Genomic DNA, 14,680 nt, shown 5'->3' with positions numbered 1-14,680 from the left:
ACGTCCGCGCGGCATCTAAAAGACCGGCTAGGTCCTCCGTAGCTTCATCGACTGTCCAATTACGCGCCATACCCAAACACCTCCAATATTTGAATCACTATTTTTGACGTCTCAAATTTTAACGATGACCGGCCTTCACCGGTTAACGTCTCGTGATTCGCATTCGAGAGGTCCATGATAATGGGAAGCCTGATTTATTTAATGGATACTAATATTCTTAGCAATGCCGGTTTAAAGCGTCCACCTGTTGGTCTGCGATCCTGGATGAAAGCCACAGGTGCAAATTCCTTGGCACTTTCTTTTCCCGCAATATCAGAGTTGAAGAGAGGTGCCCACCTAGCTTTGCAAGTCGATCCACAAAAAGCGGCGCGCCTTCATAGCTGGATCGACGACATCCTCTCAGTGAATTTCCCGTTTGCGGAACTCACCTCGAAGTCGGCCGACCTCTACGCGAAAATGACCACCATTGGAGCGCTCCGACATTTGTATGTACCGAGTCCTACGCAAACAAAAAACAAGATCAGCCATGATCTCCTCTTTGCGGCGCTTTCGATCACCCACAAAATGCCGATAGCCACCTTCAACGTGAAGGATTTTATTCTGATAGACAAATACTTCCCTTTACCTGGCGTCTTTCACCCCGTCGAAAGCGTATGGCATGTTCCATACCGTGGCAGTGAGCTTGATCTTCCGTATATGAGCACGCCACCCTCACTGCCGGAGTTCGTTTCGAGCGGCTTCGGGTTCATGAGGTGACTCGGATGTATCGTTTGTTTTCAAAGCTGCTCTGACAGCACTCGCCGACAGAAAACCCTCGCGTAAAAGAACATCGTGAAGATCGAGAAGAGTAAGCCTATGCTCGTCAAGCAGCGATTTCGCGCGCTGGAATTCGGTTTCCAGGGTTGAATCTACGGATTTTTGGAGGCCTTTGCGCCGCTGGCGGAAATCCGATAATTCACGCGGATTGTCGGCAGGCTCGACTGATAAAGTTCTACCAAAACCCCACCTGATCTCCAACATCGTTGCGAGGTCTGTTGCGCGGTTAAGGTCGGCTGAGGGATCACCAGCAGCCCCATCGCCATAGCTTCCGAATAGTAACTCTTCTGCCGCAATCCCACCAAGTAGGATGGCAATCTTGTTCCGGACGTACGTAAACGTCTTCCTTGTGAGCAGTCGCTCTTTGAATACTGTCACCCCCAGCGCCTCCGATCCACCAACGACCCGCACCGTCTTTTCGATCGAAACGGAAACTAATGAATCAGCTTCCAGCAAAACCCCGAGGAGCGCGTGGCCGAGTTCGTGGGCGGCGGCGCAACGCTGTACTGCCAGTGGTACAGTAATGGTAGGCGGCATAGCAGCTTCAAGATCAGCTAACGACAGCGGCCGTTTCGCCCTTCTCGCATTCCTACGGGCATCGCGGGCGCATCGCTCGATGTCCGCCCCTGACCATCCATTGCTTGCGCGCACAATTTCGGTGAGGTCGCTCTCCGGTAGATCGCCTCGGAGATAGAAACGGAAGATGGCAGTGCGCGATCGCTCATCGGGAAGCGAGATTTCGAAGTGGCGCTCGAGGCGGCCGGCCCTCAGTAGCGCTGGATCGATGATGTCCGGATAGTTCGTCGCGCCGATCACGATGACGCCTTCGTGCGACTGCGCGCCGTCCAAGAGTTCCAGAAGCGCATTGATGACCTGGCGATTGTAATTGTCCCCGTGATCGGAACCGTCGCTTCGGGTTGAGAAGCTGTCAAATTCGTCGATCAGCAGGACGGAGGGCGCTTGGTTCGCCGCTTCGGCGAACGTCGTCCTCATGGCTTTAAGCATATCTCCGAGATGTCCCGTTGCCTGCCATCTCGCTGCCGATCCGAGGATCAGCGGAGTGCCACAGGTTTTCGCCAGTGCCGCGGCATATGATGTCTTTCCTGATCCAGGGGGGCCGGACAAAAGAATGCCGCAGTCGATATCCTCCCATTTAAGGTTGCCCTCCCTCCATAGCGCTAGGTCTTCGGCCAGTTCGATGCCCCAGGCTTTCGCATCCCCAAAACCGAATAGGTCTTGGAGTGACGGGTCTGACGGTAGAGGATTGGACCGATGGTCCTCCTTGTCGATATGAGGGTGCCGGCGCAGACGCTCGACGGTCATCGCCACGGATCGTCCGCGCCGCCAACCGAGCGCCACCCTTGCCGGGGATTGTTCAGCTAGATAGGCGGCATCTGCTTCTGTCACGTTTCCGAAGCCCATCCGACGGGCCGCGATCCGGTAGTCCTTGGCCAAAGGTGGACGAAGATCAGCGACGACGTCGGCAACGATGCGGATGTCATTCGATAGCAACTCGCCGCTTTCAAGAAGGATGATCGCGCGGGTTAGGTCCCTGAGCCTCTTGAACCCCGTTAGTTCATCGACAAGTTCCTTACGCTCGTTGACAGTCAGCACATGGTTGCTTCCGTATTCCTCACCCTTTTTAGCGATACCTTCGAGCAGCCATTTCGCGGCGGTTCGATATGCCTGGATGTCCGACCCCGGTGGAATGATGAACGCCGCCACAAACGACGGTCGTTTTTTGAGGAATTGACGGATCGAGCGTGAGATCGAGATGATCGCGAGGTGCGTTGGCAAGGTTAGGTCATGCATCGACCGGTGGAACTGGTCATGATTAACGTAGGGGATATCAAAGGACATGGAAGCCTCGTAAGAAGGATATTGGCGACGACGACGGGCTTTCAGCGTCTTATCCTCCTCACCACCGTCTCCGGGCCGATCAGTTCCATATCCAGGTCGACCTCTACAAAACCGCGCAGGATTAATTGCGCCAACCCAGCAACCGGTCTTGTTTCGGTAAAAGCCGTCAAACACTCGGCGACGGTCAGGTTTCCGTTGTCGTCCAGAGCGGCCAACAACCTCAGCCGGTCACCAAGCGCCAATACGGAACCGCCATATCTCAGAAGGTCCTTTGCATTCTGCAGACGCGCTCCGTCGTAGATTTCCTCGGCAACGAGACGCCGATATCTAATGCCATGGTTCTCGGCGACGACTGCGATCTCCTCGGAATCCACAGGCATGATCCTGTCGGAGGCATCGACCAGGAACCGACCGCCGTCTTCGTTCAGGACGCCGAAATCTGGAACATGAACACCTCCGCCGTAATCAAGCGACATCGGCATGCAGTGCCACGAAGAAATGGACGGGTTGACGTCAAACAGGCATGCCGCGTCGCGTGCGATCTGAGACCGGAAGACGGCAGGGCCATCACATTTGATGGTTGCAGTTGGATTGAATGTGCGGACGGATGCCGATTGACGGCTAGAGCGAAGCGACTTCGCTTGCTGCGCGATACCCATCGAGGGACCTCAACAAAACATGGTTGATCGACGCCGCGGTCGGCGCGGCGGAGGAAGGGATCAACCTATTCGTATGAGGCGGGTAATGTTTTGCATGTGCGAACAATTAGTGAACAAAAATCCGCAAGTCAATACTGCAGACTGACTTTTGTGTTGGCAAGGTCGTTTACCAAACACATCCGTAGCTCGGCAATATCTGCCGAAGGCCGCCAAGCGGAAACGGCGGCGTCAACTCGGCGGAGCGAGCGCATAGCTGTGTGCGAACAAGCAGTGCTATCGCTTGAGTAGGGCGGCTGGAATTGCGATTGCAGTCCACTCGTCTCCATCAAATGTTTGAACGCCGTGCTTCCTGTCAAAATAGTAAAGCGTGTTGCCAATGGTCTGCACCTTGAGCGGGTTGGGGACGTTCTTGTTAATGGCGGGATTCAACGGCGACATGATGTACCCGTCAAAGGAATGTAATCCGTAATCCGACGCAAGGATCATCCTGTCACCAAACCGGGTGATCGACCTCAAGTCCTCGTCGTCTCCTTTGAATGAAACGTCGCTGAAGCCACGCTCTGCGTTGCCATCCAGAATGACACCGTTCTCTCCGACCGCCCATACCTTGTCGGCAGCCTCTACGAAAACGTCCGACAATACAGCTGGCTGGGGGTAGTATTGACCGTCCCTCGGCGTGGCGACCACCGTCCACTCGGTTCCGTTCCAGTGGTAAAGCCGGCCTTCCATTACCTTGGTCTCGCCTTCGGCCGCATGGTGGATGGCGAGCGCTTCGTCGGGTCGTCCCAGATCGAACAGTTCCGCTGCCCGGTTCTCCTCTTCCTCGGTCAACGTCCTTCCCGAAGCCTTGGGCATGCAGGTGACCGTCATATAGAGGTCGTCAAGCGAAGGTCCGGCAAGCGCGCCGAACACGAGGTGGTCGAACTCCTCCGACGGCATCGGCAGGCGGTCTTTGTTGAACCATGTCCACTGGTCGCCGTCGCGGATGTAGAGCTGGGAGTTATGACCGGTTACCAGCAACGTGTCGCCGATCGACACGATTCGGTTCGTATATCCAAGTCCCTCAGCGTCTTCGCTGTACACTCCAGAACCGACGATCTTGCTGTGCTTCGGCTCGGTTCCAGCGGAGAGATCGTAGACGTCGCCCTCGTCGCTCTTCGCGAAGACGGCAGGCTTGCCGTCTTCGCCCATCCAGCCCGTCACGCTGTCTATGATCCGGGGAATGTCGAATCTGGTCCAAGGCTGGTCGAAGCCTCCCTCGTAAACCAGCACGATGGAATACATGTCGTCGTAATCCGCTTCGCTAAAGGCGATGCAGAATTTCTGTTCGGACAGTACGGTTACAGCAGTTAAACGGAAGTTTTCTAGCGCATCCATTTGGCTCTCTCCGTTCATCTATCCATGCGTATGGTGGTGAAGTCTTGGCAATCCGGTCGGGCAACTCCTGACGTTTCCAGCTGCCGGGTGTTCCCGTGTAAAGCGCGGTTAGAACCGGATGAGCACCCTGTTCAGCTATCAATCTCTTTTTCAGTTCGAAGCGTTCGTCTTCCGGCATATCACTTCGATATAGGGGATGGCCGGGGTAGAGGTTGAAGTATCGTTGGTTCGGTCTTTGGATCGCAACTATAAAGATTTTACCATTCCCGTTCTCGCCGAGAATGGCCCATTCAGTCTCGGAGTAAGGATATTCAGTTGTAACCGACGGCGACACGTCCTCCCAGCTCGCGCCCTTTCCGAGCTTCAAGAAGTTCCCGCTGCCTGCCACCAGCCAACGATCGTCGTAAGGAAGAATAGAGCGAAATTCGACGTCGGGCGCGGTATCGGATTCTGCTTGAGTTCCGGGGATGATAAAATGCTGTGAACCGGATGGACCGACAAGGTAAATGTCGCCCTGCAGGCTGATCGTGACATAGGAAGGCCCTGTATCGCCTTTCGACGACGGTATCACGCGGACGTCGCGCAACTCCCTGCGAATAGCCGAATTAGGTCGTTCAACGTGACCACTCCCTTCGATGTGAGCAGATTCTTAAAAAATCGAAGGGTTTCGACATCAATTGCTCGCAAGCCTGAATTATATCAAGGCCGACTACGCGAAAGCCCCTTGAAGTCACGTTCAAGCAACTCTCGCGGAAGCTCAAACCACGTCCATCTCGAACCGTCCCATCGAGAGACTCCGTGCTTGCGATCAAAGTAAACTAGCGTACTGCCAAAGGCTTGGATTTTCAGTGGAGTAGGAACATTATCATTTATCGACGGCGAGTTTAACGTCGGTTTGACTATATTGAGTTTGTGTCCATCGAAGCGCCTTAGACCGTCATCCGTCGCTACGTAAAATTTCGAATCTAGTCTCGCTGCGCTGAACAACGTTTCAGTGTCCCCGCGAAAACCTACCTTCTCAAATTCTCCACGGGAACTCCCTTTTAATATAAGGCCTGACACGCCTAATAACCAAATCGTCCCGTCTGGCTCCATGTAGATACCAGATATCACGCAGTCCTCCGGCACAGCGAGACGCGAGAATTCGCTATTTTCGTAAAGATAGACGCTTTGGATGCGTGGCTTCGTGCTTCGCTCGGCTTGATCTTCGTCCATCATTGCGAGGAATTGGTCCGCAGTCATGTTCTCCCAGCGCTTAGGATCAAGGTCTTCAGCCGTCGTCTCTGAATACGGCCGCTGGAAAGCCACAACGAGGAGACCACCATCGATAAAAGCGGCACGCGCGAAATGCTCCGCCTCATAGCCTGGAGCGCGTGATGTATCCGCCGATAATCTTTCCCAGTCACCCAGCCCATCCCGCTGATAGAGTTGACGGCTGTCGCCGACCACGTATTGCCGACTGCCGTTCACTACCAACGTATGCACAGCACCTAACCCTTCTGCGTCTTCGCTAAGAACGCCAGCGCCCGGTATCTTGGAGCGTTCCGCCCGATCCTCTTTCACGACATAAACGTCTCCCTCGTTGCTAAGTGCGACCGGAGACATGCCGTCGGAACCACCGATATCGATGTAAGAGACATCAACGATTTCGCGTTGGACATCCACTCGGCTCCATGGCTGCGAGAATTGCGCGTCATAGGAGATGATTGCCGTAAATGGATCGTCATATTCGAGTTCACCGAGGCAAATGGTGAAATGATCTTCGTCAAGCGCGACGGCAGCCTGCAAGGTTGCATTCCATTCGTTGCCATACATCAATAGTGTCCTCTTCTCAAAACTTTTTCTGCCTCACCGTTCGGCAATGGTTTCTCCTTTATGCGGCCTGGTGCCGCAAGGCCGGTGTTTGTCATTACTTGCCCCGTTGCGAGCGCCTTTGCTAGTTTTTTACACTCAGGCGGCAAATCCGGTATATCCTCGATGACCCGCAGGCTATCACGCAGAATAGCGCCCATCGGTGCAGTGCCCGGGACTGGACTAACCATTCTTGAAAATTTATCACGGAGTTGACCATGCAGCCCTTCGGCATCGCTGCCGTGCTGACGGCTCAGAAGGCAGATTGACATACCCTGATTCAACGTCGGCGAATTAGGGATGCGATTTGCGGTGGAGTTAAATTCTGACTTTGTCGGACGTCTACCTAAACGATAAGCCATGTCAGGTACGATGTGGTGAGCATTGCCCTTACACATCGGCTCTATCTCGGAGTATGGTCCGACGATGCATCGACGTTGCGAACCTTCCTCGTCAACCCGGACCGTTTCCGCCGGTGACACGGGAGCCAGTGATTGGTCCGTGCTTTCGGCAGCCTTCTTCTTTCTTCGATGTTCTTGAAGTTTTGCGATCGTTTGGTTTCTAAGATTAGTGCCGCTGTCCCAGAAGGGGAGTCCGTTGATTCTTTTTTGAGCATCGCGCAGCAACTCTACTTCGAATTCATCCTGCGGGACTGTGTCGGAGAAATTCATTTTGTTCGTAGGGATCAGCATCCCAGCGGCGAAGACGCCAATACCAGCAAGTATAGTTCCCAAGCTTGCGCCGCCCGCAGCGGCGGCGGCACCGCCTGCACCGGAAGACGCAGCCGCCGTAGACGAAGCGGTAGCAGTTCCAACGCCACCTCCACCAACTGCGCTCAATGCGCGGGCGGCACCGGGAGCTAGAAAGCCAAGTGAGGTTCCGCCCGGACCACCAGTGTCGGTCGCTTTGTTTTCCGGGCGCGAAGCATCGGCTACTTCAACGGCCCTCAATGATCCAGGCACATGATCATCGTCTAGAGGTGGATCGAAGGTCTTTGTTCCCCGGACAAATATCGCTTCGCCCTGTGTATTCCTGTTGTTCATCCAGAACCGGTCGAGGTGCCGAATAACATGCGAGCCTTCTGCGCGGACATGATCGGCGTGGCCGATCGGTTCGCAGATGCTCTCCACCGTGCCGGATTTTACACCTTTCCGAACACCGGGTGCATCACCATGGACATGCGTGGTGCACGAGCGCATGACCATGGCTTTCTTGCCCGTGAAGCGGACGGATGGCGTGTAATTCTTGTCGTGACCGCAAAAGTCCACAACGGGGTATGGTATCGGAACAACCGAAGAGCCAACCGGAGTCAAGCATACATCCGGTGCCAGAGAAACGATCCGCGCTTCATCGATATCTCTCAAGCCCTCGCGCGGCTTTTTCGTCGTCCATGGCGCTGGGTAGTCCGGATCGCCGATGTAATTGTCCCGTGGAATACTCATGCCGTTTCCTTTTCAGCATGATGGTCTTCGGGTTCCGGAGCCTTCAGGCGTACTCGGGTCAGCGTCAGCTTCGTCTCGCCAGCATCGGCAAGGGGAAATCTCGCACGCCAGGTTAGGAGAACTCGCCCATAGTTGCGCCAATCGAACTGAACACCATCAAGCTTGAGGACGTACCACTCATCACGATCGGCCCGTTGGCAATGGACCCCGAGCGTTAGCCCCGGAAGTTGGCCTTTGGCTACGGGATGCTCTGGATGCAGGTTGCGAAGTTCGTAACCCTCGTCACCATGAAGATGTGGTGCAGCAATTAAGTCAGGATGGGCCGCCTGCCAGAACCGGTTATCGAAATCTCGTGGCAAAAACGGATGCCGCTCCTCCACCCAGGTATCGTCATAGGTTCCGGTGTATTGCTGACGGGATCGCCACCACGGCGATACAAGGCCAAGTCCCTGTGGTTCAGGCGTTTCCTTCCAGTCTAGCCGTTCACCGACTGACGTGATTTGTGGCGCATGGACAGGTGGCGTGCCAGCGGGCATATCGAGATTGACGATACCGCAGCCCAGTGGATTGCGGCGTTCGACATCGGCAGGTGTGTCAGTTGCAGCATCGCCCGTGCCTGGGATGACGCCACCGTAGGCGTTTGTCCAGCAGACGGAGACTTGGCGGGTTGGCTCGGGATCGGTCAGCGTCCAATCACTGACGACCCGCTTTGGCTCCTTGGCGGAAAATCCTGCCCACTTTTCCTTGATCACAGGCTGCCAGAAGCGCGGCCCGCAGACCTCCACCTCTTTGTAGATGCCGCCGGCACGAATGGAAGCCTGCCAAGACTTTTCCGGCTCCTTCGACGGTGACCAGGCATCCCCAAGAAAACTGATGTCGGTGCCGGGCTTGTCAGGGGTCAAATCGCTCTGACGGAGAAGACCTGTCTGGTGGGGATCACCTTCGTAAGCGTCTTCCCACTGGAAGCTTTCTTGCTCATCGGCAATTTCCATCACCCCATCCTGCACATGATTGAAAGTGGCGCGCACGGACACGATGCAATCCAGATCGCCCTCGGTATCGAACTGGCGGAACGCCATGGCTGGAAAAGGAAGACGGTTGTCGAGTTCCACGAACAAGCGCTCCCCTAGTTCAGATCGATCGGCTTGCCGCGAAGCTGGAAATGGTCCGTGGCGACGAAGTTGAACGTCTTTCCAAGAATGATCACCTCGCCATTCGACTTCATGATGAACTTGGAATCGCCGCACTCAATGACGAACTCTTCTCCGACGGCGATCTTTTTGAACTTGCCGACGCTCTCCAGAGACGTCTGTCCTACATTGGTCACCTTGCTGACGCCGATTTGTTCGGCGCGGGCGACACCGACGCTGTCCGATTTGAACGTGCTGACGATCGTGTTCATAATGCCGGGGAGAGGGAATAGACCGGAGGCATCGTTGCCGATGCCTGTGCCCGAACCAGCAAGCGCCGTACCTGCGTCCGCTCGGGGACTGGAACCAGCGACAACGCCTTCGCGTGAGGATAGACCGCCAGAACCGAGAAAGCCGAGTGCGGACGAGGCGATAGTTGTCGCAAAAGAGGCTACACCGGGACCACCGCCGCCCGCGATTTGGGCGGCTTGAGATAACAGTCCTGCAGTATGCCCCGATAGCGCCTGCACGCCCGCCATCGCCATCATCGCCATCGGCCCTGTGCCGCCTACGACCGTATTCACCGATCCGCCGATTTCATGCTTCTGATTGCCCGAGACTTCCACCGCACGGTTGCCGCCAACCGAGGCCACCTCGTGGCGGTCGATGCGCTTGGTGCGGTCGTTTAGAACACGTGTCGTCTGATCCTTCTGCGCATGGAAGAACTGGTTCTCCTTGCCTGCTTCATCCTCAAATGTGATTTCGTTGAAACCATCGCCCTTGTGGGTATTGGAGCGCAGGACCATGCGGGTCTTATTGGCGGGGAGATCATAAGGGACCGAATTGGCTGGATTGTTGACGACACCCGTCACCAGCGGCCTGTCGGGATCACCATCCACAAACGCCACCATCACCTCCATGCCGATACGGGGAATGACCTGTGCACCCCATGTTCCTCCACCCCATGCCTGACTGACTCGCACCCAGCACGTGTCCGTCCCATCCTTCTTCGCCTTACGGTCCCACGGGAACCACAGCTTGATGCGGCCATATTGATCCGGGTGGATTTCCTCTCCCTCGGGGCCCGCAACAATGGCGACCTGTGTGCCTTCGATCTTAGGGCGCTTCGTCGAGCGGTGTGGGGTTAGCGGAACACGCGCGGGGATGGCCTCGAAGGCGTTGCGGTATTCTGGTTCGTTGCTGTTGGTTTCGTATGACCGGTCCACGATGGTGTGGCTGGCCCTTATGATCACATGCTCTTCATATTCGTGTTCGGGATGCGCGACCTCGTAAGGGGTAAAGCGGCGGCCAGCTTCGAGAATGCGGGAGGTGGAGGCACCGAAGACACGGTCGTGATCGGCTTCGGTTGACTGGGTTCTGAGTTTCTGCGCACGTTCTGCTTCGGCCACCGTCTTGATGCGGGCGGGGTATTCGTAAAGCTCGCGCTTGGTTGCATCGGGCATCTGCACCAGTGATGGCGTCATCGTGCCCGGTACCATGCCCGGTGTCTCGAAATTCCAGTCAGCACCGGCGCGCTGGCCCGGCACATAGGAAAAGCGGCGGGCCCAGTCGTTGATGTGGTTGCGGTCCGATGAGCCCTGCGCCAGCCGCACCTTGCCTTCGCCCTGTGCAGACGGTGATGGTCCGAGCCAGCCATTGGCGCTATCGGCTACATGCAGCTTGTGAGAACCATCCTCGTGGCTAAACCAGTAGAAAAGACCGTCTTCCTCGAAACGGCGCAAGAGATAGTCGAGGTCCCGTTCGTTGAACTGAACGCTGTAGTGCTGCGGTGGTGGCGGAGAAATGATGCCCGATGTATCCGGGGCTGGAATGCCGTGTTCGGAAAACAGTGTTTCCGCAATCTCAACGCTCGTCTTGTCCATCCAGATGCGGCAATCCGAGCGGCGCGATAGCAGCCACATTTGCGGACGGATGGTCATCGAGTATGAGCGCAGGCCACGGGTGATGGGTGGGCCTTCATGCAGTTCCGTCACCAAGCCATTGAAGGGACGGCGGACACCGCCATCTTCGCCTTCGCCCTGGCTTACTTCAATCGAGACATCGACCAGCCTGCCGATCAGTTCCTCGGGCTTGACCGCTTCCTTCTTGGCGCGGACATTCAGCTGGATTTCGAAGAGCTGCGACACGCCTTCGTTGATGACCATGCGTTCGGGCAGCAGTTGGTCCTCGCCGAGCGGCGACTTGACCTTTAAAACACGGCTGGCCTGGATGAAATCGGCGGACGATGGCTGGTCGGTCATGGGGAACCCCGGTGATCGGATAAGATAAAATATCAATCAGCTGTCAAGAACTGAACAGAATGCAATCAATCATTGTGGCAAAAGCATGGAATTGAGGCAAGTTCGTATAAGCTTCACAATCGCAAACCATCATCGCATCCCAAAACTCGCCGCAATCTTACGGCTAGTTTGACCGCAGACAGATGCGACGAGGCAGGACCCATGGCGCAAATGAATATCGACAAGGTGGAGCAAAAGACGGGCCGCAAAGCTCACAGCCCGCTGACGAAGCATGACGCCGGCAAATATGGTCTCAAGCGCGAGGAAGCCAATGAGCGTCGTGGTGCGGGATGGTGGGTCAGTCTGAGACGACGCGGCCACAAGATTGTTCGGCTGTTCAAGGACAGCATCTATGGTTCGGATGCTGCGGCCTATGCCCAGGCGCGGGCCTTCCGCGACGCCGTGATCGCCGCCATCCCACCCGTCACCAATCATGAGCAGGCCGTTCTCCTTCGAAAGAACAATCAGAGCGGCATATCTGGTGTGCGACGGATCGATACGCGTGACGGCGATCTTTGGCAGGCAACCCTGATGACCAATGAAGGCCAGAAGAGGGAAAACTTCTCGGTCTCCAAGTTTGGCGAACAGGCGGCGAAGTCGATGGCCATCGCACAGCGGCGGAACTGGCTGAAAGACCTGCCTGTTACCCATCTGGCCTATGCGCATCACGCTGCAGAGGTTGCGAGGCAGGAGTTTGCCGCCGACCTTGTACCTGCGGCCGATGTCATGCCCGAAACTCACATCGATGCCGCGGAGATTGAGGCACGGATCAAAGCGGTCAATGACACCTTCAACCAACTCCGACCAAAGCGGCTGCGGGTCAGGGTCAAAAGCTATAACGGTTGCGAGCTATCGGTTGCCGTTTCTGATGCAGGCACCCCGGCCAAGCGAAGGTTGGTGCAAATAAACATGAGAAAGATGGGCAAAGCCGAAACACTGGATGCGGCAAAATCAGCGGTCGAGGCAACGATTATCGAATTCTACGACGCCGACGTGGCGGAATGGTTTATGTCCAAACATGGAGATGTGCTGCTGGATGAAACTCGGTTTGATGTCAGGGAAGGATTTAATATCCTTTTGTTCGTTCCGTAATCGATCAACGTCACATTTCGGTTCGTCCGATCACGCTCTTGGCAATGCTGGCCAGAAAAAACCGGATGGTTGTTCCCGCTATTGGAAAAGCTGGAGGATTGTGGATGGCGCGGTATTGGCAATCTGCAACGAATTGGTCGCCAGTTGCTGCTGCACCTCCAAAGCCTTGAGCCGCGCCGACGTCTCCTCCATGTCGGCATCGACCAAACGGCTGACACCCTTGTTGGCCGCGTCGATGCGCTTTCGCCCGTTTTCCTCGTGAAGATCGAGCGATTGCTGCAACGATCCCAGAGTGGCCATTCTGGAGGTGAGGCCGTTCAGCTTCTCGTCGATCTCGTTGACGAGTCCGTCATAAAGCTCTTTGCGGTCGGAGCCGTGCCTCACCACATGGTTTTCGATGCGCTGGAACATGTATACGTTATCGAGTGTGACTGCCTCGGGGTCGCCTGTCGCCGGGTTGGTCAACCCGCCCACGTTGAACCAGTAGACGGACGACGGGGTGAAGCTGCTGTCCACGCGGATCAATTCACTACCATCGAACAAAGTCTCTTCCGGATTGTACTGCTCGGGGTACGTCGTCGGGTAGCTACCGAAGTCGTCGTTGAGAACAAGCGTATCCATGGCCTTCACGTCCAGTGTCTGGACCTTTCCGTCAACGAACCCGGTAACGAAGGAGAACTGCTGCTGACTGGCTTTCACCGCCGCGTTCTTGGGATGGTAGAGCAGGTTGACGCCAGCGAACGATGAAGCCAGGATCGAAGCTCTTGCCTGGTCGAGCAACTCCTGCACCCGCAACTCCATCTCGTGAACGTCCGACTTGACGAATTCAGGGTCCGGGTAGAAGGTCGGTATAACTGCTGTCGAGGTGGGCGCGGGCTGCATACTGCTTGCGGTGATTGCGATATTCCGAATTTCCACGAATGCGTCCCTGACGTTTTGCATCCCCGCATAAGCTGCGTCCACGACACCCTTTGCAAGTCCGACGCTTTCGGTGGCGGCATTCATCGCCTTCGTGTCCGAGCGCATCTTCGTGGAGATCGACCAATAGGCCACGTCGTCCGAGGCCTTTGCGACCCGCAGGCCAGACGACATATTCTCGGATGTGGTTCCCAATTGCGCGCCGATCGAGCGCAGCGTTGTTAACGCCGCCATCGCCGAAACGTTGGTTAAAAAGCTGGTCATCTAATATCCGGGCCTACGATCGGTTCGCGCGAGTACATAAGTTCGCTTCAACAAAAGATTTCGGATATTCGCGTTAACAAGCCGAGCAAAATGACAGGGTAGAAATACCCTGTGTATTCAATTCGAAACTTGTTTTTGTCCCGAGCTACTGCGGCGACCTATGATCTCGCAGCTTGTGTCAGTTTTGGCGCTGAGCCGACGTCAGCAATATGGCCCAAAGCGTATTTGACGAAAGATCAAAGTTCAGGCGGCATGCCGCCGTCTAGCCGTAAGCTTGCTCCTGTAATGTAGCTGGCTCGCGGACTTACGAGGAAAGCGATGGCATCAGCGATTTCCTCAAGTGTTCCTACCCTTCCCATCGGAACTTGGGCAAACATCGGCAGCACGGCTTTCTCGATCTCGTTCCATGAAGCGTCCGAAGCAAGGCCTTGCCCGGCAACGACCTTGCGGAAGCCTTCGTCCAACTTATCGCTATGGATCGTTCCGGGCGATACCGTAGATATCGTCTTTAGAAACAGAAATGTTGGGTCACACGCCTGCCCACGCTATAAACTCTGCCGCTTTGCGGATCGGCGTTGAAAACCACGTATCTGCGCTGCGGGCAAACCAAATCAAGGGATGTTTTGTGGCACTCAAGGATATCAGTTTTTCGTTGGACGTTGTCTTGGGACACCACAGTGCGGTTTCGATCAAGGCTTTGGTTGCATTTGAAGCCATTTCGCGTCGCCATAGCTCTGGCGCTTTCCAGGCTGACGCCTACAGCATCTAACCTATTCACGTCGCGCTCATGAATAATATCAGGCACCTTCGTTAGTCCACATCCGCTGATACTCAAGCAAACAGCTATTAGCATTGAAAAACGGAGCATTTTCTCTCACTCATTGTGGCTGTCTGATGTCGCACTCCGATACACATTTGCACCTCGACCCTCAAGGCATCGAGTCGCCGGATATTTTTGGCCGTCCGTTTCT

Annotated in this window: 12 protein-coding genes and 1 pseudogene; 3 read left to right on the top strand and 10 right to left on the bottom strand. The window is 55.6% G+C overall.

The features are described from left to right. Nucleotides 1–174 precede the first annotated feature (174 nt). Nucleotides 175–756 carry a type II toxin-antitoxin system VapC family toxin gene (locus ABUK73_RS06525; RefSeq protein ID WP_353576569.1) on the top strand — a complete coding sequence of 194 codons (582 nt, stop codon included), beginning with the start codon at nucleotides 175–177 and terminating at the stop codon, nucleotides 754–756. On the opposite strand, the gene ABUK73_RS06520 is transcribed toward ABUK73_RS06525, so the two are convergent. The 8 genes from ABUK73_RS06520 to tssI form a co-directional block, all read right to left on the bottom strand. Further along, nucleotides 712–2,676 carry an AAA family ATPase gene (locus ABUK73_RS06520; RefSeq protein ID WP_353576568.1) on the bottom strand — a complete coding sequence of 655 codons (1,965 nt, stop codon included), beginning with the start codon at nucleotides 2,674–2,676 and terminating at the stop codon, nucleotides 712–714. The genes ABUK73_RS06525 and ABUK73_RS06520 overlap by 45 nt on opposite strands. 41 nt (nucleotides 2,677–2,717) lie before the next feature. After that, a complete protein-coding gene (locus ABUK73_RS06515) occupies nucleotides 2,718–3,335 on the bottom strand; it encodes a hypothetical protein (RefSeq protein WP_353576567.1) in 618 nt (205 codons plus the stop codon). 273 nt (nucleotides 3,336–3,608) lie between these two features. After that, on the bottom strand, nucleotides 3,609–4,712 hold the full coding sequence (locus ABUK73_RS06510; protein ID WP_353576566.1) for a hypothetical protein: 1,104 nt from the start codon (nucleotides 4,710–4,712) through the stop codon (nucleotides 3,609–3,611). Then, nucleotides 4,639–5,283 carry a hypothetical protein gene (locus ABUK73_RS06505; protein ID WP_353576565.1) on the bottom strand — a complete coding sequence of 215 codons (645 nt, stop codon included), beginning with the start codon at nucleotides 5,281–5,283 and terminating at the stop codon, nucleotides 4,639–4,641. The genes ABUK73_RS06510 and ABUK73_RS06505 overlap by 74 nt, the downstream gene beginning before the upstream one ends. A gap of 128 nt (nucleotides 5,284–5,411) precedes the next feature. Continuing rightward, nucleotides 5,412–6,527 carry a hypothetical protein gene (locus ABUK73_RS06500; RefSeq protein WP_353576564.1) on the bottom strand — a complete coding sequence of 372 codons (1,116 nt, stop codon included), beginning with the start codon at nucleotides 6,525–6,527 and terminating at the stop codon, nucleotides 5,412–5,414. After that, nucleotides 6,527–8,005, bottom strand: a complete 1,479-nt coding sequence (locus ABUK73_RS06495) for a DUF4150 domain-containing protein (RefSeq protein WP_353576563.1) — start codon at nucleotides 8,003–8,005, stop codon at nucleotides 6,527–6,529. The genes ABUK73_RS06500 and ABUK73_RS06495 overlap by 1 nt, the downstream gene beginning before the upstream one ends. Then, complete coding sequence (locus tag ABUK73_RS06490; RefSeq protein WP_353576562.1) at nucleotides 8,002–9,117, bottom strand: DUF2169 family type VI secretion system accessory protein; 1,116 nt, start codon at nucleotides 9,115–9,117, stop codon at nucleotides 8,002–8,004. Before ABUK73_RS06490 ends, ABUK73_RS06495 begins: the two co-directional genes overlap by 4 nt. 14 nt (nucleotides 9,118–9,131) lie before the next feature. Beyond that, the gene (gene tssI / locus ABUK73_RS06485) at nucleotides 9,132–11,396 is read right to left on the bottom strand and encodes a type VI secretion system tip protein TssI/VgrG (protein WP_353576561.1); all 2,265 of its coding nucleotides are present in this window, start codon (nucleotides 11,394–11,396) and stop codon (nucleotides 9,132–9,134) included. Between the two features lie 210 nt (nucleotides 11,397–11,606). On the opposite strand from tssI, the gene ABUK73_RS06480 reads away from it, so the two are divergent. Continuing rightward, nucleotides 11,607–12,527, top strand: a complete 921-nt coding sequence (locus tag ABUK73_RS06480) for a hypothetical protein (protein ID WP_353576560.1) — start codon at nucleotides 11,607–11,609, stop codon at nucleotides 12,525–12,527. Nucleotides 12,528–12,605: 78 nt separating this feature from the next. Here the strand turns inward: ABUK73_RS06480 and ABUK73_RS06475 are convergent, their stop codons facing one another. Together ABUK73_RS06475 and ABUK73_RS06470 are read right to left on the bottom strand one after the other, a co-directional pair. After that, nucleotides 12,606–13,709 (bottom strand): flagellin N-terminal helical domain-containing protein, encoded by a 1,104-nt coding sequence (locus ABUK73_RS06475; protein WP_353576559.1) that lies wholly within the window; start codon nucleotides 13,707–13,709, stop codon nucleotides 12,606–12,608. A 236-nt stretch (nucleotides 13,710–13,945) separates the two neighbouring features. Next, a pseudogene (locus ABUK73_RS06470) lies at nucleotides 13,946–14,215 on the bottom strand (SDR family oxidoreductase); the annotation flags it as partial. 14 nt (nucleotides 14,216–14,229) lie between these two features. Here ABUK73_RS06470 and ABUK73_RS06465 point away from each other — a divergent pair. Then, nucleotides 14,230–14,478, top strand: a complete 249-nt coding sequence (locus ABUK73_RS06465; RefSeq protein WP_353576558.1) for a hypothetical protein — start codon at nucleotides 14,230–14,232, stop codon at nucleotides 14,476–14,478. Nucleotides 14,479–14,680 lie beyond the last annotated feature (202 nt).

The sequence above is a fragment of the Agrobacterium vacciniicorymbosi genome, assembly GCF_040427045.1.
Taxonomy (GTDB): Bacteria; Pseudomonadota; Alphaproteobacteria; order Rhizobiales; family Rhizobiaceae; genus Agrobacterium.
This window is presented reverse-complemented; position numbering and strand designations above follow the sequence as displayed.